An 18,204-nucleotide genomic window follows, 5' to 3' on the forward strand; every position below is an offset into this window, starting at 1 on the left:
CGACGAGTGAACGATAGATAAGCGATAGACGAGCCGTCATTGTTGACGACTGCCATTCCGTGCGACAGTGGCGCAATCGTCAATCTCCGGTAACATCGCGCCATGCAAGATCATCTCGTCGTCGCGCTGGTTTACGACCGGCTCTGCACCTTCGAATTCGGTTGCGTCACCGAACTGTTCGCGCTCGAGCGGCCCGAACTGGAACTCGACTGGTACCGCTTTGCGGCCTGCGCCGTCGAGCCGGGACCGCTGCGCGCCGCGGGCGGCATCACCGTTGCGGCGCCGTACTCGCTGCGGCTGCTCGATCGCGCCGCGACGATCGTCGTGCCAGGCTGGCGCGATGCCGACGAGTTGCCGCCCGCCCCCTTGCTGAAGAAAATCCGCGCCGCTTACCAGCGTGGCGCACGGCTCTGCTCGATCTGCTCGGGCGTCTTCGTGCTGGCCGCGGCGGGCGTGCTCGACGGCAAAACGGTCACTACGCATTGGCGCTATGCCGACAAGCTGCAGCAACGCTATCGGCAACTGCGGGTGCAGCCGGACGCGCTGTACGTCGACGAAGGGCAGGTCATGACCTCGGCGGGCTCGGCGGCCGGCCTCGATATGCTGCTGCATCTGGTGCGGCGCGACTACGGCAGTGCCGTCGCCAACCGGGTGGCCCAGCGGCTGGTGGTGCCGCCGCATCGCGAGGGCGGTCAGGCGCAGTTCGTGCCGCGGCCCATGTTGCCGGACGAGGGCGGCCGGGTCGCAAGGCTAATGGACTGGATTCGGGCTAACCCTGCCTTGCCGCACACCTTGCGCTCGCTAGCCGAACGCGCCGCCATGAGTCCGCGCACGCTGCAGCGCCAGTTTCACGATGCAACAGGAATGGCGCCCTATGAGTGGCTCGTGCGTGAACGCGTGGCGCTTGCGCGCGAGTTGCTGGAGTCGCAGAACGCGATGTCCATGGCGCGGGTCGCGCAAACGGCCGGGTTCGGCTCGGAAGAGTCGCTGCGCCGTCACTTCCGCCGCATTGCCTTGACGAGTCCGGGGGCCTACCGCAAGAAGTTTGGCGTGGAGGTGGGGGGAGGGTGATTGGGGTTCGCGCAATCGTCAATTTTCTGTCAGCATCACTAGCAGCGCCCGAACCTGCGACGATGTCCTCATGGAGCGAGGCGCTGATGCAAGATGCCTGTTGTCGAGTGCGCGATTCCCAACCCGTCCACCCATGCGTGCAAACCCTTTCGCCGTTGTTGCTGTTCTCGCCGTGCTAGTGCCGTCGCTCGTTGCCGCTCAGGCATTCGAGAGCGGTTCGCGCGCCGAGTTGTACCGGCGCTACGTACTCGCCGGCAAGGATGTGCAGTGCCGCACCAACGCCTCGTGCGCGGCGCTGGGCGTCGCGGCGCTCGATGCGGGGCGCATCAAGGATGCGCAGTCGCTGGTCGATATGGAATCCATGCTGGCGGATGCCGCCACCTTGCAGGCCGAAGAGGACAACTCGCCGAAGGCGATCAACTCGGCGCACGCGCGGGTGGCGATGGCGCTGATCCATCAGGGCGATGTGCAGGCGAGCCTGGGTGCGTTTTCGAACGCCCGTTTGTACTACCGCACTGCCGCAAGCAGCGGCAAGGACGCGCCGGACGACGTCATGCTGAGCCGTGTCGTCGCGCTCGCGCAGCAACGTCTTGCAGGGGTCGCGGACAAGCAGGTGGTGCAGGGCTTGCCTGCCTCCGGCGTGCAGTTTGCGCGCTATCTGAAGCTGGGCGCGTGGAGCAACCTCACGTTGACGCCGCTCAAAGGGCGTCGCGGCGTGTACCGGCTCCTGGCCGAGTTTCTCTATCCGAGCGTCAGCGGCGACGGCCAGCCGGTGGCCAGTCGCGGGATCCTGCTGGCGAACGTGCGCTTTTATGGCGCGATCGCGCGGGTCGTCATTTCGGATCAGCCGCAAGGTACGCCGCTCGATGCGACCGCGAAAGTGACCAACCTCGCCGCGTACGATGGACACGCCGACAAGTGCCTCGTCGAGTTCAGGCTCGCCGAGCCGGAGACGCTCGATGTGGCGACGCACGGTTCCGCGGCGGCATGCGGATTCGGTCCCAAAGTGACGGCCGACGGCCGATATTATCTAAAGACGGGTTCCTGAACCTGGGTCTCTGACTATCGGGGTGAGCGTATGCGCAATGCAATGGACTACCCATCGGTGGTGTTCGTTTCGACGCTGGTGGCGATGTCTTTGTCGGCATGGATTGGGGCGGGCGTGCTCCGGCGCGTGAAAAGCCTGACGGCGGAATCGCGCGAGGATTTCAATGTGGTTCAGGCGGCCACGCTGACGCTGCTTGCGCTGATGATCGGCTTCAGTTTTTCGATGGCGGTGGGCCGTTACGATCAGCGCAAGAACTACGAAGAAGAAGAGGCCAATGCCATCGGCACGGAATATGTGCGGGCCGATCTGCTGCCCTCCGCGGATGCGCAGCAGGTGCGTGCGCTCTTGAGCCGCTATATCGAGCAACGCGTGTTGTTCTATCAGACGCGCGATGTTCAGGAGCTCGAACGGATCAACGCCACCACCATGCAACTGCAAGCCGGACTCTGGGCTGCGGTTCGCGACGCCGCCGCGGCCCAGCCGAATCCCGTGACCACGCTGGCGGTGGCCGGCATGAACGAGGTGCTGAACTCGCAGGGCTACACCCAGGCCGCGTGGTGGAACCGCATTCCGCTTGCTGCGTGGGGGTTGATGGTGGCGATTGCGGTGTGCTGCAATCTGCTGGTCGGTTACGGCGCGCGCACCGCCAAAGTGAGCCTGACGCTGCTGGTGGTGTTGCCGGTGGTGGTCGCCACCTCGTTTGCGCTGATCGCGGATATCGACAGCCCGCGTGGCGGCATCATTCGTGTGAGTCCGATCAACCTCGTCAGCACGGCGCAATCGCTGCGGCCGAGCTAACAGACTTCATGCGACTGCCCGCCGCATGGCGGGCAGTCGCGACGAGCTTATTTCGGATGCTCGTCCTTATGCTCAGCCTCCGGCTTGTGCTGCTGCGCCGGATGCGGCTGTTGCTGCGGGTGAGGGCGCTGCGCCGGCGCCGGATGCGGTGCCGGGTGCGGAGCGGCATGCTGCTGCTGGGCCGGATGCGGGTTCGCATGTGGAGCCGGTGCGGCTTCCTCGGCGTGCTGCTTCGGCGCCGCTTCTTCCGCGTGCTGTGCTTCGCCGCCGGGGGCCTGGCCGCGCGGCGCTTCGGCTGCGTGTTGCGCTTCGGGCTGTGCGTGCTCGCCTTCCGGTGCACGCGGCGCCGGCGCAGCGCCTTCAGCCGGCCGTGCGTCGTGCGCTTGTGCTTGCGGTTGGCCGTCCTCAGCTTCGCCTTGCGGACGGGGCACACCGTTCTCGTGTGCTTCGTTGGCCGGGTTAGCCTCATTCGTGCGCGGCGGCTGTTCAGCTTCCGGCTTCGGTGCCGCGGCGTTCGGCGCGTGCGCTTGCTGCTCGGCCGGGTTCGGCGCATGAGCCTCAGCTTGCGCGGCATTGCCGTGTCCCGGCGCGCCCTGCGGACCCACCGGGTGCACCTGCGCCCGGTTGATCACGCGAAAGCCTGCCGGGGCCGCGACCGCACCCGCTTTGCCCGGATGGGCCGCCGCAGCCGCAGCAAAGGCTGCCGGCGCCGCGGTGCGCACCACCGGGTCACCCGCACCCGGCACCTTGCCGCCACCCGCCGCAAAGCGTTGGGCGAGCGCGTCGTGATACGCGGCCGGTACGACAGGCGCGCGGGTCGCCACGACCTGGCGCTGTGCGAGCGCCGCCGGTGCGCCGACATGGGCCGGCCGCAAGGCGCCGGCAAAGCTCTGCTGAACCGGTGCGATGGCCGGCGCGCCGGCGCCGATCTGCGCATGAGCCAACGCCTGCGCATTGAACGGACGTGCCGCCTGCGCGACGGACTCGCCGCGCACGAAGGCATTCGCCGGCACGGCGGTGATGGCGCCCGGCGCGTTCTGATTGATGTACGTGTTGTGAATGTTGGTGACGTTGTTGATGATCGTCGTGTTGTGAACGTTGGTGATGTTCACGTTGTTGATGCGGTTGTAGTACGTCGGGCTGTAGTGATACGCCGGATGCCACGGCTCTCCCGGTCCGAGTGCGAACCACGCCACGCCTGCGCCGATTGCGCCGCCGATGGCGAGATCCACGCCCCAATGCGCGCCGCCACCGCCACCGCCGCCCACAAACGCCACCAGTGCCGGCGCATACACCGGCGGCTGCGTTACCACCACCGGACCCGGCACCCAGGCCCACGAGCGGTCGATATACGCCCAGCGGCCATAGTGGAAAGGCGCGAAGCCCCACGGCGCATCGTCCACCCATGTCCAGCCCCACGGCGCGACCCAGGCCCAGTGGCCCTCGTGGTACGGCGCCCAGCCGGTCGCGACGGTGGTCGGCACCCACACTTCGCCGTAGTTCGGCTCGCTGCGCCACGTGCCGTTGGCGTCGAGGTCCTCATAGCCGGGGATCTCGCGCGACACGTAGCGGGCGGAGATCGAGTTGTCTTCCGCGCGATCGCGGGTAGCGACCCACTGGTCGAACGCGTCGAGCGCGGGAGCGGAGCCGCCGGTCTGTTGCTGCAGACTGGTGCCGACAAACTGGATCTGCTGACCTGCGCTCATCTGGAACGAACCGCCGTCGCCATACAGCGTGGCGTTGCCGGCGCGCACCGTGACGGTGGTCGAACTGCCGTCGGCCGCCACGTCGACGCGGAACAGGCCAGGCGCGGTGGCGACGAGCGCCACGTTGGGCGTGTCGATTTCGAAGTTCTGGCCGGCGGGCAGCGCGCGCACATGCGCGGACAGCGTGCCTTGCGTGACCTTCAACTGCGTGATCGTGTCGTTCAGGTTGACGATGTCGAGGGCGGTCTGCTGATCGAGCCGTAACGCGGTGGACCCGGCGTGCAGCTCGGCGCGCGCATTGGCGTCGGCCCACAACTGGTCACCCGTCGTGAGCGGCCGGTTCAGCACGGCGTAGGACCAGTCGGTCAGGCCGGCCGGTTCCAGCGTGACAGTGCCGGCAAAGTAATTCAGACGTGCGACGCGGTCGGGCGGATCGCCGGCTGCGGCAGCGGCGGGGGCGGTGGGCGACGGCACCTGAGCCAGCCCCGTGAGCGGGATCATGGCAAGAACGGCAGAGACCGAGAGCGCGGTGGCGCGGATGCGGTGGAAGGTTGTTGTCATTATCGGCTGCTCCGAAGGTTTCATTTTGGTCAGGCCCGAAGGCGGCCCTTATGCATGCGTCCAACTGGCTAACGCCGCGAACGTGGGAGCGGATGACATTCGCGTTGTAACCGGGACGCGAGTTTGCAACGAAATGTGAGCGCTGCATAGTGGGCTGTGAGCGGGCCGTAAGCGTGACCGCTACGGCAGCACGTTGCGTTCCTGTAAGGCCCGATCTCGACGCGGGCTGGATTGTAAGGACATGCAATCAATGCGTAATCGGATCGATGCAAAGATGCCTTGTGCGTGGTGTATGGCGTGTGGCGTCGCGACTCGTCTGGACGCCGCGCGATAGGCGCGTGTTGATGGTATCGTCGTTGCCCTGGCCGCATGGGCCAACAGACATCCGACACATTCATCGACGTCCTGCGACGCTCATCGAAACGCATCGAAACTCATTGAAACAGGGAAAGGAAACCGGACATGATCGACATCGCCACGGAGATTGCAAGCTTCAACACGGGACGGGAACCCGAGCGGCTGGCGATGAAATACCAGCTTATGCGGACCTCGCCGTTCGTCTTTCTGCGCGGCACGTGCCATCTCTTCTACCATCGGCTGCCGCACGGCAGCGTGCTGGAAGCCGCGCCGCCGGTGTGGATCTGCGGCGACCTGCACCTGGAGAACTTCGGCAGCTACAAGGCCGATAACGGTCTCGTCTATTTCGACATGAACGACTTCGACGAAGCCTGTCTCGCGCCGAGCCTGTTCGAACTGATTCGCTTGTTGACCAGTGTGCTGGTGGGCGCCGCCGATCTGCATGTGAGCCGCGCCGAAGCGCTAGCGCTGTGTCACACCGCAGTCGATGCGTACGCCGCTGCATTGAGTGTCGGCAAGGCGCGCTGGATCGAAGAGGAAACCTCGCAGGGCATGGTGCGCGATCTGTTCGATGCATTGCGCAAGAGTTCGCGTGTCGACCTGTTGAACCGGCGCACGGAGTTGAAGGGCAAGAAGCGCGTGCTGCGGGTCGACGGGAAAAAGGCGCTGCCGGTCAGCGACAAGGCCCGCGCCGAGGTCACGGCGTTCATGGACGAATTCGCGAGCCATCAGGACAGCCCGGAGTTTTACCGCGTCATCGACGTGGCCCGCCGCATCGCCGGCACGGGCAGTCTCGGCGTCGACCGCTATGTGATGCTGGTGGAGGGCAAGGGCTCGCCCGACGGCAACTATCTGCTCGACCTGAAGCAGGCGCTGCCATCGTCGGTGTCGCCGCGTGTCAAGACGAAGCAGCCCGGATGGGGCACCGAAGCCGAGCGCGTGGTGGCGATCCAGCGGCGCTCCCAGGCGGTCTCGCAGGCCTTTCTGCATGCTGTCGCGTTCAGGCAGCAGCCGTATGTCCTGCGCAGCCTGCAGCCTTCGGAAGACCGCGTCGCGTTGAGCGACTGGGACGGCAAGCTGCCGCGGCTCGAAGCGGTCGTCAACAACATGGCGGAATTGAGCGCGTGGGCGCAGTTGCGCAGCGGCGGCCGCCAGGGTTCGGCGATTGCGGACGAACTGATTGCGTTCGGCTGTCGCAAGGACTGGCAGATGCCGCTAGTGGAACTGGCGGTGCAATGCGAGGCGCAGGTGATCGACGACTGGAAGGCGTATTGCGCGGCGTACGACAGCGGCGCGTTCGGCACATTGGGCGCGGCCGCGAAGACGCAGAAGGCGTAGGCGTAAGAGACGGCGAGGATGAAGCGCGCGGGACGGCAGGCCGCCCCGCGCGAACAGATCAGTTTGCGGCGTCAGTGGTGCCCGGCGCATAAGCACGCCGGCCGGTCAGGCGCGCGACAATGCGCGCAAGCGCCAGCCATTGTTGCGCGAGCAGGCCCTGGCCGTAGGAACGGCCGTCGCCATGCGGTGCCGGCAGTTGATCGCGAATGCCGGTCGGCTCGACCGTGCGGTTCCACGAAGCGGTACGGAACAGCATGTCCCACCACGGAAACAGCACGCCGAAGTTGCAGCCGTACTTCGTGCCTTCATGGCCGTAGCCCACCGCGTGGTGACGGCGATGAAAGATCGGGCTGACGATGAGGCGCTCGAGCAGCCAGCCATACGGCAAGCGTGCATTGACGTGCTGGATGCTCTGCATGAAGTTGCTGACGGCGACCAGCACGACGAACTGGTTCGGCTGCACGCCGATAAACAGCGAGATTGCCGCAAAAAACGCCGCCTGAATGATGTCGTCGAGAAAGTGGTTGCGGTCGTCGTTCCACAACGACATCTGCTGCTGGCTGTGATGCACCGCGTGCAATTCCCACCACACGCCGAACCGATGCTGCCAGCGGTGATACCAGTAGCCGGCGAAATCGAGTATGACTAGGTAGATCAGGAACGACACGATCGGCTGATCGGTGACGCCTGGCCACAGGCTGTCGATATCGATGTTCGGGACGTTGTAGATCGAGATCAGGCTCTGCCAGTGATCGAACAGCGGCTGGAGCATGAAAAAGAACGCAATATTGATGATGCCCAGCTTGGCGATCCAGGTGTAGATCACGTCGGCGCGCAGCGCCTTGCGGTCCTGCCACTGTTCGATAGGGCGCAACGCTTCGAGCGGCCGCAACGCCAGATAGGTGACGACGATCTCAAGCGCGCCGATGATCACCCAGTAGAGCGCGTCATAGGTGTCTTCGTCGTAACCCATCAGGCCGAAGCGATAGAAAAACGGCTGCACTACGTCGACATACAGCAGCGTCTGCAGCGCCGACACCATGTTGTCGAGTTGCGCGACGATTTCATGGAACATCAGAATCCCCGTGAATAGCGAGTCATGCAAGGCTTGCAACAGCCAGGCGGTTTAGTCTGGGTTCGGCGCAATGACCGGCGCACGGTTGTCGAAATAGATGCCGTGCGGCGAACGGCCCACCGCAATGGTGTCGATCAGCTTGCGCGTCGTCAGGTCGATGACGCCGACGTGCTTCGCAAAGCGGAACCCCACCCATAGATAGCGCTTGTCCGGAGTAAGTTCCATGTCGTCCGGTCCGGGCATCAGGCCGGTGATGTCGCCGACGTTGGTGAGCGTGGTGTAGTCGATGATGCTGATGGTGCTTTCGACCCGATTCGAGACCACCACATGCTTGCCGTCGTCGAGATTGCGGAAGTTGTGCGCGCCGCGGCCCGTATGGATCTTCTTGACGATCTGCTGCTTGCGCCAGTCGACCACGGCCACGTCGTCTTCACCCGTCATGCCGACCAGCAGGTACTTGTCGCCAGGCGTCATCCACAGGCCTGCCGGTTCGTTGCCTACGTGCATTTTCCACAGCACGGTCTGGGTGGGCAGGTCGATCGCGGCGAGCTCGCCGGAGTCCTGCAGCGTCATGAACACGGTACGGTTGTCGGAGCCGAACGTCATGTGGCTGGGCGTCTTCGCAAGCGGGATGTGCTTGACGAGCGTCATGTTGGTGCCGTCATAGTGGTAGATGTCGGCGCGGTCCATACGCAGCGCCGCGGTGACAAACCACTTGTGATCCGGCGAGAAACCGAGTTGGTACGGGTCTTCAATCCCGTCGACGGTGCGCTGCACTTCGCCCGTATGCGGGTCGATGAACATCAGGTTGTTCGAGACCGAGTCCGCGACAATTAGCGACTTGCCATCCGGCGTGATCATCAGGTGATGCGGCTCTTTGCCGGTCGGCTCGGTGCCGACGACCTTATGGGTGGCTTCGTCGATCAGCGAGAGTTCGGACTCGCCCGAGTCCAGCACGATGACGCGGTCGGCGGCGTAAGCGGTGTTCAGGTGGCCGATCAGGGAGAAGACGGCCGCGGCGGCCAGGGTTGCTCTCGAAAGGAATGTAACCGGCGAGTAAGGCATTCTGTAAAGTATCCGAAGGTGTAAAGCGACACCGAAAAGCTGTGCCTTCATGGAAGTGCAGCGGAGCTGCAGTTCATTAACGCTTCGCGCGCGGGTTTCGATGACGCACGCTCGCGGCAAATGTGAGAAATTAGCACGCATGGGCCGATTCAAAACGCCCGGATACGTTCTTTTACTCTCCGGGCGAACCGCGCGAGGCATGGATGGACGAACGGGTTCGCGACAAAACCGCTCCCGCAACGGTCACAGGGCGTACCGCGCTTGCGATCCGGGAGGTGCTGGAAGGCCGCCGCCGCGGCGCCGCGATGGTGTTGCCGTTCGCGGGACCGGCCGTGGTGGTTTCGGTCGCGTATATGGACCCGGGCAACTTCGCCACCAACATCCAGGCGGGTGCCCGCTACGGCTACGCGCTACTGTGGGTGGTCCTGCTCGCCAATGTGGTGGCGATGCTGTTTCAGGCGCTCTCCGCCAGACTGGGCATCGTCACGGGGCGCAATCTCGCCGAATTGTGCCGCGACAATTTTCCCGCGCCGCTGGTCTACGCGATGTGGGCGGTGAGCGAAATCGCCGCCATGGCCACGGACCTGGCTGAGTTTCTGGGCGGCGCAATCGGCCTCGCGTTGCTGTTTCATATGCCGTTGCTGGCCGGCATGATCGTCACCGCTATCGTCACGTATGGGCTGCTGCTGTTCGAGAAGGCCGGCTTCCGGCCCCTTGAACTGGCCATCGGCGCGCTGGTCGGCATCATCGGCCTCTCATATCTGGCGGAACTCTTCATCACGCCGGTGGCCTGGCCCAGCGTCTTCGGCCATCTCTTCACGCCGCAGTTGCCGGATGCGGACGCGGTGACGATTGCGGTCGGCATCATCGGCGCCACCGTCATGCCGCACGCGCTCTTTCTGCATTCGGGTCTCACGCAAAACCGCACCGTTGCCAGAAACGAAGGCGAGCGGGTCAAGCTGCTGCGGTTCTCCAATATCGAGGTGGTGATCGCCCTCAGCATTGCGGGTCTGATCAATATGGCCATGGTCATCATGGCGTCGGGCGCGTTTCACGCAGGTCACCCGGAAGTGGCCGAAATCGAAACCGCGTATCACACGCTCGCGCCGCTGCTCGGCATCGGCGCGGCGGGGATTTTTCTGCTGTCGCTGATTGCCTCGGGCATTTCGAGTTCCGTGGTCGGGACCATGGCGGGCCAGATGATCATGCAGGGCTTCGTCGGTTTTCAGATTCCGTTGTGGTTGCGACGCCTCATTACGATGCTGCCGTCGTTCGTGGTGGTCGCATTGGGGGTCAATGCGACGCATGCGCTCGTGCTCAGCCAGGTGGTGCTGAGTTTTGCGCTTCCGGTGCCGATGGCGGCTCTGGTATGGTTCACCTGCCGCGAGAAGGTGATGGGTCGGTATCGCAACGGCCCGCTGATGATCGTGGCGGCCTGCGCCTCGGCGGTGGCCGTGCTGGCGTTGAACGTCGTGCTGCTGCTGCAAACCTGACAGCGGAACCGCAAACACGAACCGCAAACCTTAACCGCATGAAGTTGAACTCAGACGTGATCACGCGCGCGGCGACGTCCGCGGATGTCGGGGGTGTCACCGACGTATTTCTCAGGGCCCGCAAGGAATTGATGCCGTTTGCGCCGCTCCAGCACACGGATTACGCCGTGTGCTGCTGGATCGCCGACTGGTTGATCCCAACCGGCCGCGTGACGGTCGCGGTGGCCGGGCAGGGGTTGATCGTCGGCATGGCGGCGACCTCCGAAGCGGACGGTGTGCTGTGGCTCGATCAACTCTATGTTTTCCCCTCCAGGGTGGGCCAAGGTATTGGCACGCGTCTGCTGAGCGAAGTGTTGTCGAACGCGCACTTGCCGGTCCATCTGCATTGTTTCGCGGAGAACATAAGGGCTCGTGCGTTTTACGAGCGGCACGGGTTCGTGGCGATTGCCTTTGGCGACGGCAGCGATAACCAGGAAGGCTGTCCCGACGTGGTGTATGCGTTACAGCCGCGCGAGGTCAGGACCGATTGAGCCGCACGCGGGACGCATGAATTTTCACGTGCCTGTCACGCTGGCGACTTCTTCATATGGTTCTCTGCACGGCAGTCCTGAAACAGATGACACCGTCACAAAGCACGGTCACAATCGGCTGTCCGCCGTTCCCAAACGCCGCTTGTCCGGGCTGTCCTTCTCCCGCAATACGACGACTATTTCTATGCCATCCAGAGGTCACCGCGTTTCGTGCATCATTTGTGCTTATAACGAGGCCCCGCGTATCGCTGCTGTTCTGGCGGTGGCGTCGGTTCATCCCCTGCTGGGCGAGGTCATTGTCGTGGACGACGGTTCGACCGACGGCACCGCCGACATCGTGCGGCGCTTCCCCTCGGTACGCCTGATCGAATGCGCGGAGAACGGCGGCAAGAGCGCGGCGATGGCCGTTGGCATCGCCGCCGCCGAACACGAATGGCTCATGTTGCTCGACGCCGATCTCAAAGGGCTGGCGCCCGACCACATCACGGCGCTTGCCGCTCCCGTGCTGAGCGGCCGCGCCGACGTCAGCATGAGTCTGCGGCAAAACAGCCTGTTGATTTTCCGCTTTATCGGCCTCGATTTCGTCTCGGGCGAGCGCGTCGTCAGAAAGCAGTTGCTGGACGAAGCGCTCAAGGAGATTCACGGCTTGCCGCGCTTCGGCATCGAGGTGTTCATGAACCGGCGCATCATCGCGCGCCGGCTTTCGATTGCGGTCACGCATTGGCCGCATGTCACGCAAGCCCGCAAGACAGAAAAGCTCGGCTACTGGAAGGGCGTGCGCGCGGAATGGCGCATGATCGCCGACCTGCTGAAGGTCACGTATCCGCTTGCGCTGATTTCGCAGACGCTGCAGCTATTCGCATTGCGGGTCGATCATCCGGGCCGTGCGCGACTCTCGGTACGGATCAGGAAGCCGCGCGATACGGCCGCTTGATTGCCCGTGGTCCCGCACCGCGCGAATCGCAGGGTGAGCTGGGAGCGTGGTACGAAATGAGGTCTGCCGGATGAGCGGTAAGACCTCACTGCGCCACGGTCGAAACAGGGCGGCGCCGCCAGGCCAGCGCAATGAAACCCAGCGCACCGAGCAGCAACGGGCAATAGAGCGTCGCAAAGCGCCATAGCACCAACGCGGTGGCCATCGCCGCGCGCGGAACCCACGGCGCGAACGCGGCCGCCAACGCCAGATCTCCGCCGCCACCGCCGGCCGGCACGCCTGTCCAGAGCGCCGCGTGCAAGACGACGGCCTGCACGGCGAGCACAAAGCCAAGCGGCAAGCGGTAGCCGAGTTCATGCAGGATGAACCACAGCGCGCTATAACGCAGCAGCCATTGCAGCGTGGTCAGCAGCAGCAGGGCGGCGAGCCGCCCGCGGCCGCCGGTGAGCAGCAGCACCCATTGCTGGCGCACGCTTTGGCGAAACCGGGTCCAGCGGGCGCGCCGCGCACGCAGCCAGACTATGCGGCGTCCGGCTGCGTCCAGCGCCGCCGCGGCAGGACGCCGGCACAGCCACAGCACACCCGCGAGGAGCGCGAGGCCTGCCAGGGTGCCGACGATCGCAGGCAACGGAAAGTTCGGCGTCACCTGGGTGAGCGGACCGAGCGCGAGCAGAAACGAGATCGGCACGGCGATGGCGAAGAAGGTCAGATCGAGCGCCTGATCGGCGCCGACCACCGTCGTGGCGAGCGCCCACGACGCGCCCGCCCGCTGCAGCAAACCCATGTTGACGCCATAGCCCGCCGCGCCCAGTGGCGAGACGAGAAATGCGAAATCGGTGACGACGGTTACGGTGAAGGTGCGCGCGAAGCGCAGCTTGAGTCCGAGCGCCGTTTGCATCAGGTGCAGCTTGCCGGCCTTCGCTGCGGCGCTTAGCGCGGCACTCGCAGCCAGCACCGCGAAGATCTGCACGGAGACGCTGCGCAGTCCGGCCAGCACCGCGTGTGCGCCCAGGATGAAAGGCGCGCCCATCGCCAGTCCCACGCCGAGCACAGCCAGCAGCGTCGCCGCATGGCGCACGGGGAGGCGGGTCATGTGTTGGGCACGCTCCAAGTTGTCTTGACGGGAGTGGGTTCGTTGGGGGACGTGAGATCGCGGTTATCGGCCGGCTGCTCCGCGAATGCGAACAGTGAATGCTAGATTGCCTGGATGAATCTTTTAAGTCAACGACCGCACAGGCGCAAGCGCGCGCCGCCTGCGCCCGTTTTCCGCATTGCGTAGGGCTGCTGCGACGCACTCGCTTGCTTGCTCACTCGCTTGCGATCGAAGGCGGCGCGTGTTCGTCCATCGAATTGACCGCGACACGTTGCTCGCCTGCCTGCATGGACTGCAGCGGAAGCGCAACGAACACGCTGATGCGGCGCAGGATCTGCCGGAACACCTGCTCGAATACGCGCTTCTGTTCGGCCTCGTCGCCGGCTGCTTCCAGCGGGTCCGCGAAATTCCACTGGCAAAAAACCGGCTTGCCCGGGAAAGCCGGCGCGTGCGCCTCGCCGGCTTCTTCGCACATGGCGATCACCACATTCATCACCGGGGCGTCCGCCGTCGTATAGACGTTCCAGCTTTTGGGCCTGACTTTGCCGAGGTCGCCCATGGTGGGGCGCAGTTGCGCGAGCGTGAGCGGGTGCACGTCTGCCGCGGGTTCAATGCCGGCGCTGAACGCTTCGAAGCGCTCGGCGCCCAGTTCGCGAAGCAACGCTTCGGCCATGACGCTGCGCGCCGAATTGGCGCGACACAGGAACAGCACATTGCACTTCCGGCTCATTGAACCACCCCGTAATATTCTGGTGACAAACTTTGTTGAGAATTCTCCGAGAAGAGTTTTGCGTGCCGATGACAGACATCGCGCCGCGCGACACGTTTAGAACAAAACTATCGTCTGAGGGCCGTTTGAATCACTCTGCCAAATCGATCTCCGTGCATTCGCCGATGCATCGAACCGTAGAAGAGCTGTCGTTTGCGTTTGTTGTCCTGTTGAACCAGCCGCTTGCCAGAACGGAGGCGGCAAATCGTTTCGAGCGCTTGTGGAACGAAACGAACGAAGCCGCAAGTGCGAGCCTCGGCACCGAGCATGCCGTCAGCTACATTGCGTTGCTCAAAGATATGGATGCGCGATGGCGCTGTCTCAGGGTGTTGAACTAGCGTACGACGAACACGATGAGAGACCCGTCCGAGCCGGAATGAGGGATGAGGTTAACGGCACGATTGAATAAAACTTTAGGAGAAACTTTAGAGAAATATCGTGCATTCGGAATGCGCAACAATTACTTTCTATTTATTGCGGATTCCTCAGTTGATTTGATCGGGGACCGATCGTTGGTCATCGATCGGTCACATACCATCCCGGATAATCGTGGCGCTCGACGAAACCGACCAACATCACAAGGTCGAGCCGCTCTCATGAAGAGCAGGCCACGCACGTTACACCCGGGGAATTGCATACATGACTATCCGTCATCGCATCACGCTATTGGTCATCCTGATGTTCGTCGCACTGTCCGCGATTGGCGGCTATGCGGTCTACCAGACCCGGCACAGCGCCGCCGAGGTCAAGCAGGTGACGGAAGGGGTGGTGCCTAGCGCGCTCGCTTCGGCCGATCTGGTTTCGCAGGTCAAGGACGTGCAACTGGCCATCATGACGCTGGTCTACGCGCCGGACGGCAATGTGGTCGCGCAGGCACAGGACGAACTCAAGGCCAAGAAAGCGGCGCTGCAGCAGGCTCTCGCGCTGCAGGCACGTGACGCGGCGAGCCAGGCCCAGAAGGGTCTCGTCTCCCAGGCCGCCGACAGCATCGAAAACTACTTCTCGGCCATCGACGATACGGCCAAGATGAAGGCCGCCGGCAAGAACGAACTGGCGCAAGCGTATCTGTTCGCGAACGTGGCGCAGTATCGCGACGAGCTCGAAGGCATTGTCGAGACGCTGCGTATCGAAAAGAATCGCGAGAAGGATGAGGCGATCACCACGCTGAACGGCACGCTTTCGACCACCACCACCGCGATTGCCATCGTCACCGGTATTGCGATCATCCTGTTGACCTCGATAGGCTCGCTGCTGTACCGCCAGATCACGCGTCCGCTGACCCGCATGCAGGCCATGATGAGCGAGATCGCTTCGAGCCAGGACTTTACGCGCCGGGTGCCGGTGGGCCGGATGGACGAAATCGGCCATTCGATCGTGGCGTTCAACGGCATGATCGAAAAGATTCAGGAAAGCTCGCTCCAGCTCAAGCAGAAGACCGCCGATATTCAGGCGATGTTGCAGAACATGCAGCAGGGTATCCTGACGGTGATCGAAGGCGCGGTGATTCATTCGGAGTACTCGGCGTATCTGGAAGCCATCTTCGAAACCCGTGACATTGCCGGCCGCAGTCTGATGGATCTGGTATTCGCGGATACGGACCTCGGCGCGGACGTGTTGTCGCAAGTCGACGCGGCGAGTTACGCCTGCCTCGGCGAAGACGCCATCAACTTCGCGTTCAACGAGCATCTGCTGGTTACGGAAATCTCCAAACGCATGCCGGACGGCCGCGTGAAGATTCTCGACCTGAACTGGTCGGCGATTACCGACGATAGCGATACGATCGTGCGCCTGATGCTGTGCGTGCGCGACGTGACCGAACTGCGCAAGCTGGCCGCCGAAGCGGGCGAGCAGAAGCGCAGGCTGGAAATGATCGGCGAGATTCTCGCGGTGAGCGAAGAGAAGTTCCACCACTTCATCGAGAGCTCGGCTGGTTTTATCAACGAGAACGAGCGCATCATCCGCCAGCATTCGCAGGCCGACCGCGAAGCGATCTCCGAATTGTTCCGCAACATGCACACCATCAAGGGCAATGCGCGGACCTATAACCTGCAGCACCTGACCAACATCGTGCACGAGACGGAGCAGCGTTACCACGAACTGCGTCACGCGGAAGCCGACGAGGTATGGGACCAGGACAGCCTGATGCAGGAACTGGCGCGCGTGCGTGCCGCAGTGGAAAGCTACGCGACGATCAACGAAGTCAGCCTCGGACGCAAGGGCGCGAGCCGCCGCGAAAGCGCGGAGCGCTACCTGATGGTCGACATCGCGCATATCCAGGAGAGCTTGCGTCTGATCGAAACGGCCAGGTCCGACGATCTGCACGCGCTGCAGTCGATGCGCGAGAACGTGCGGCAAACCTTGCGCGTGCTGGGGACGGAAACGGTGGGCGAAGCGCTGTCCGGTGTACTCGAATCGCTGCCGTCGCTGGCTCAGGAGCTGGGTAAGGAAGCGCCGCGCGTCCGTATCGACGACAACGGTTACCGCCTGCGCCGCGAGGCCGGCAGCGCGTTGAAGAACGTGTTCATGCATCTGCTGCGCAACTCCGTCGACCACGGTCTCGAAGCCGCCGACGTGCGTAGCGCGCAAGGCAAGCCGGCCGCGGGTGCGATCGATATCGAAGTGGGCGTCGACGAAGGCGCGCTGCAGATCACGCTCAGCGACGATGGCCGCGGTCTCGCGCTGAAGCGGATCCGCGGCATGGCGATCGAGAAGGGCTGGATTGAAGCGGACCAGCATCTGAGCGACGAGGATATCGCCGAGCTGATTTTCCGTCCGGGTTTCTCCACGGCCGATCAGGTTACCGAAGTATCGGGGCGCGGTGTGGGCATGGACGCGGTGCGCGATTTCCTCCGGCGTGAGCATGGCAGCATCGCGCTGCGCTTTACCGACCATCACGAGGGCGCGGATTTCCGTCAGTTCCAGACCATCGTGAATCTGCCGGAAAAACTCGCGGTGGACACGCTCGGCACGCCGGCGCGCGGCGAGGCGGACGAGCTGCCGCTCGATACGCTGGCTGATTAAGCCGCTCAATGGTCTGCTAACTGAGCGACCAACTACGCGCTCATCGCTGCGATGGGCTCTCGGAAGGATGGGTTGTGATTCAACAGTATCTTTTAGGCGCATTGGCAGGCGGCGTCGTCACTGCCCTTGTGGCGCTGGCGGCGCACCGGCTGGCTAGCGCACGGGCAATGCGCCGGCTGCGTTCCGAAGCGGAGCGGCAGGTGCACACGCTGACGCAGGCAGGCGACGCGCAAAGCGAGCTGATCGGTTTGCACGAGCAGCAGACACAGGCGCTGGAAGCCTCGATCGCGCAGTTGCGTACGGAACTGACGCAGCAGTCGGCGAGCGCCGACGAAGTGCGCGCAGAACTGAAGGCGGCCCTGGAGGGTAAGGACCAGCTTGCTCACAAGGCCACTCAACTAGCCGCCGAAGCCGCACGTCTGAAAGGTCTCGCCGGTACGTTCGAGCGCTGGCACGAGCAGATGATTTCGTTGATGACGCAAAACCAGGACATGCACGCGAAGAATCGCGAGCTGTCGTCGATTGTCCGCCATGTGGTCATCGTTTCGCTGAATGCCTCGATCGAAGCGGCGCGCGCCGGCACGGCGGGGCGTGGCTTTGCGGTGGTGGCGAGCGAGGTGCGGGCGCTGGCGGCGCGCTCCGAAGAACTGTCGAAAAGCTACCGCGATAGTCTGCATCGCAACGACCTGACGACCACGGCGACCTTCCAGGACATCCAGGCGGGCGGCAAGATGATTACCGCTTCGCTCTCCAGCGTCGAGTCGTTGGCTAACCAGTTTCAATCCACGCTTCATTAGGCATCGACGTGATCAGTGCGCATGCGAAGGACAGCATCGAACGCATCGTTTTCAAGGCGGCTAAGTCGCGTCTGACGATGGATGCGGGCGACGTCTGCGAGATCGTGCCGGCCGGCGCGCATGGCGCGCACAGTCTGCCCGATGCGAACCTGGTGGTGCTGACGATCTCGGGCATTGCATTCCGGCTGCTCCTGATCGTTCATTTCGACGAGGACGAGCGTACGCATCAGTACTTCGTCAAGGAAGAGTCCGAACGCGCGTTTCTCGAAGTCTTTCTGGAGATATGCAACCTGTGCTGTGGCGCGGTGAACCAGGAACTACTGAATTATTTTCCGGATCTGGGCATGTCGACGCCCTATGTGCTGAGCGCGCGTTGCATGCCCTACCTGGAGGCGCTCAAGCCGGAGTTTCTGGCCTCGTATGCGGTCACGATCAACAATGCTGTCGGTTTAGGGGCAACGGTCTGCGTGTGCGCGCATGCGCCGATCGACTTTGTTGCCGACGTAAGCGCAGTCGAAGATACCAGCGGTGAACTCGAGCTGTTTTGA

16 protein-coding genes are annotated in these 18,204 nt (G+C 63.6%); 11 read left to right on the forward strand and 5 right to left on the reverse strand.

Going from position 1 to position 18,204, the window contains the following annotated elements; translation table 11 throughout:
* Positions 1-102 precede the first annotated feature (102 nt).
* From ftrA to BUS12_RS05130, 3 genes are all read left to right on the forward strand, one after another.
* Complete coding sequence (gene ftrA / locus BUS12_RS05120; protein WP_074294540.1) at positions 103-1,071, forward strand: transcriptional regulator FtrA; 969 nt, start codon at positions 103-105, stop codon at positions 1,069-1,071.
* A 133-nt stretch (positions 1,072-1,204) separates the two neighbouring features.
* A complete protein-coding gene (locus BUS12_RS05125; RefSeq protein WP_074294541.1) occupies positions 1,205-2,119 on the forward strand; it encodes a hypothetical protein in 915 nt (304 codons plus the stop codon).
* A gap of 42 nt (positions 2,120-2,161) precedes the next feature.
* Positions 2,162-2,917: a bestrophin-like domain gene (locus tag BUS12_RS05130; RefSeq protein ID WP_367117597.1), complete on the forward strand. Its 756-nt coding sequence runs from the start codon at positions 2,162-2,164 to the stop codon at positions 2,915-2,917.
* A 47-nt stretch (positions 2,918-2,964) separates the two neighbouring features.
* Here BUS12_RS05130 and BUS12_RS05135 read toward each other — a convergent pair whose 3' ends face one another.
* Positions 2,965-5,184, reverse strand: coding sequence for a DUF6600 domain-containing protein (locus BUS12_RS05135; protein WP_074294543.1), 2,220 nt, complete (start codon positions 5,182-5,184; stop codon positions 2,965-2,967).
* Between the two features lie 462 nt (positions 5,185-5,646).
* Here BUS12_RS05135 and BUS12_RS05140 point away from each other — a divergent pair, with 462 nt between their 5' ends.
* The gene (locus BUS12_RS05140) at positions 5,647-6,879 is read left to right on the forward strand and encodes a DUF2252 domain-containing protein (protein ID WP_074294544.1); all 1,233 of its coding nucleotides are present in this window, start codon (positions 5,647-5,649) and stop codon (positions 6,877-6,879) included.
* Between the two features lie 58 nt (positions 6,880-6,937).
* Here the strand turns inward: BUS12_RS05140 and BUS12_RS05145 are convergent, their stop codons facing one another.
* Both BUS12_RS05145 and BUS12_RS05150 read right to left on the reverse strand, forming a co-directional pair.
* Positions 6,938-7,954: a sterol desaturase family protein gene (locus tag BUS12_RS05145; protein WP_074297117.1), complete on the reverse strand. Its 1,017-nt coding sequence runs from the start codon at positions 7,952-7,954 to the stop codon at positions 6,938-6,940.
* A 51-nt stretch (positions 7,955-8,005) separates the two neighbouring features.
* Positions 8,006-9,019, reverse strand: a complete 1,014-nt coding sequence (locus tag BUS12_RS05150; protein ID WP_083640250.1) for a YVTN family beta-propeller repeat protein — start codon at positions 9,017-9,019, stop codon at positions 8,006-8,008.
* 203 nt (positions 9,020-9,222) lie between these two features.
* Here BUS12_RS05150 and BUS12_RS05155 point away from each other — a divergent pair, with 203 nt between their 5' ends.
* The 3 genes from BUS12_RS05155 to BUS12_RS05165 all read left to right on the forward strand — a co-directional run bounded on the left by BUS12_RS05155 (position 9,223) and on the right by BUS12_RS05165 (position 11,976).
* The gene (locus BUS12_RS05155; RefSeq protein ID WP_074294546.1) at positions 9,223-10,512 is read left to right on the forward strand and encodes an Nramp family divalent metal transporter; all 1,290 of its coding nucleotides are present in this window, start codon (positions 9,223-9,225) and stop codon (positions 10,510-10,512) included.
* A gap of 38 nt (positions 10,513-10,550) precedes the next feature.
* Positions 10,551-11,042, forward strand: a complete 492-nt coding sequence (locus BUS12_RS05160; RefSeq protein ID WP_074294547.1) for a GNAT family N-acetyltransferase — start codon at positions 10,551-10,553, stop codon at positions 11,040-11,042.
* Positions 11,043-11,226: 184 nt separating this feature from the next.
* Entirely contained in the window at positions 11,227-11,976 is a 750-nt protein-coding gene (locus BUS12_RS05165; RefSeq protein WP_074294548.1) for a glycosyltransferase family 2 protein, read from the forward strand.
* An 85-nt stretch (positions 11,977-12,061) separates the two neighbouring features.
* Here BUS12_RS05165 and BUS12_RS05170 read toward each other — a convergent pair whose 3' ends face one another.
* Both BUS12_RS05170 and BUS12_RS05175 read right to left on the reverse strand, forming a co-directional pair.
* Positions 12,062-13,069 carry a flippase-like domain-containing protein gene (locus tag BUS12_RS05170; RefSeq protein WP_074294549.1) on the reverse strand — a complete coding sequence of 336 codons (1,008 nt, stop codon included), beginning with the start codon at positions 13,067-13,069 and terminating at the stop codon, positions 12,062-12,064.
* Positions 13,070-13,283: 214 nt separating this feature from the next.
* Entirely contained in the window at positions 13,284-13,799 is a 516-nt protein-coding gene (locus BUS12_RS05175) for an arsenate reductase ArsC (protein ID WP_074294550.1), read from the reverse strand.
* A 62-nt stretch (positions 13,800-13,861) separates the two neighbouring features.
* Here BUS12_RS05175 and BUS12_RS05180 point away from each other — a divergent pair, with 62 nt between their 5' ends.
* The 4 genes from BUS12_RS05180 (at position 13,862) to BUS12_RS05195 (ending at position 18,204) form a co-directional block, all read left to right on the forward strand.
* Positions 13,862-14,176 carry a hypothetical protein gene (locus BUS12_RS05180; protein ID WP_437123855.1) on the forward strand — a complete coding sequence of 105 codons (315 nt, stop codon included), beginning with the start codon at positions 13,862-13,864 and terminating at the stop codon, positions 14,174-14,176.
* 301 nt (positions 14,177-14,477) lie between these two features.
* A complete protein-coding gene (locus BUS12_RS05185) occupies positions 14,478-16,859 on the forward strand; it encodes an ATP-binding protein (RefSeq protein WP_074294551.1) in 2,382 nt (793 codons plus the stop codon).
* Positions 16,860-16,933: 74 nt separating this feature from the next.
* The gene (locus BUS12_RS05190; protein ID WP_074294552.1) at positions 16,934-17,656 is read left to right on the forward strand and encodes a methyl-accepting chemotaxis protein; all 723 of its coding nucleotides are present in this window, start codon (positions 16,934-16,936) and stop codon (positions 17,654-17,656) included.
* Positions 17,657-17,664: 8 nt separating this feature from the next.
* The gene (locus BUS12_RS05195) at positions 17,665-18,204 is read left to right on the forward strand and encodes a hypothetical protein (protein WP_074294553.1); all 540 of its coding nucleotides are present in this window, start codon (positions 17,665-17,667) and stop codon (positions 18,202-18,204) included.

Origin of the sequence: Paraburkholderia phenazinium (genome assembly GCF_900142845.1) — a bacterium.
In the GTDB taxonomy this organism is placed as follows: Bacteria; Pseudomonadota; Gammaproteobacteria; order Burkholderiales; family Burkholderiaceae; genus Paraburkholderia; species Paraburkholderia phenazinium_A.

Bases quoted from the DNA above. Each gene is read 5' to 3' on its own strand.
- BUS12_RS05125 (WP_074294541.1), top strand. From the start codon at position 1,205: ATGCGTGCAAACCCTTTCGCCGTTGTTGCTGTTCTCGCCGTGCTAGTG.
- BUS12_RS05130 (WP_367117597.1), top strand. From the start codon at position 2,162: ATGGACTACCCATCGGTGGTGTTCGTTTCGACGCTGGTGGCGATGTCT.
- BUS12_RS05165 (WP_074294548.1), top strand. From the start codon at position 11,227: ATGCCATCCAGAGGTCACCGCGTTTCGTGCATCATTTGTGCTTATAAC.
- BUS12_RS05185 (WP_074294551.1), top strand. From the start codon at position 14,478: ATGACTATCCGTCATCGCATCACGCTATTGGTCATCCTGATGTTCGTC.
- BUS12_RS05135 (WP_074294543.1), bottom strand. From the start codon at position 5,184: ATGACAACAACCTTCCACCGCATCCGCGCCACCGCGCTCTCGGTCTCT.
- BUS12_RS05140 (WP_074294544.1), top strand. From the start codon at position 5,647: ATGATCGACATCGCCACGGAGATTGCAAGCTTCAACACGGGACGGGAA.
- BUS12_RS05145 (WP_074297117.1), bottom strand. From the start codon at position 7,954: ATGTTCCATGAAATCGTCGCGCAACTCGACAACATGGTGTCGGCGCTG.
- BUS12_RS05170 (WP_074294549.1), bottom strand. From the start codon at position 13,069: ATGACCCGCCTCCCCGTGCGCCATGCGGCGACGCTGCTGGCTGTGCTC.
- BUS12_RS05160 (WP_074294547.1), top strand. From the start codon at position 10,551: ATGAAGTTGAACTCAGACGTGATCACGCGCGCGGCGACGTCCGCGGAT.
- BUS12_RS05155 (WP_074294546.1), top strand. From the start codon at position 9,223: ATGGACGAACGGGTTCGCGACAAAACCGCTCCCGCAACGGTCACAGGG.
- BUS12_RS05175 (WP_074294550.1), bottom strand. From the start codon at position 13,799: ATGAGCCGGAAGTGCAATGTGCTGTTCCTGTGTCGCGCCAATTCGGCG.
- BUS12_RS05150 (WP_083640250.1), bottom strand. From the start codon at position 9,019: ATGCCTTACTCGCCGGTTACATTCCTTTCGAGAGCAACCCTGGCCGCC.
- ftrA (WP_074294540.1), top strand. From the start codon at position 103: ATGCAAGATCATCTCGTCGTCGCGCTGGTTTACGACCGGCTCTGCACC.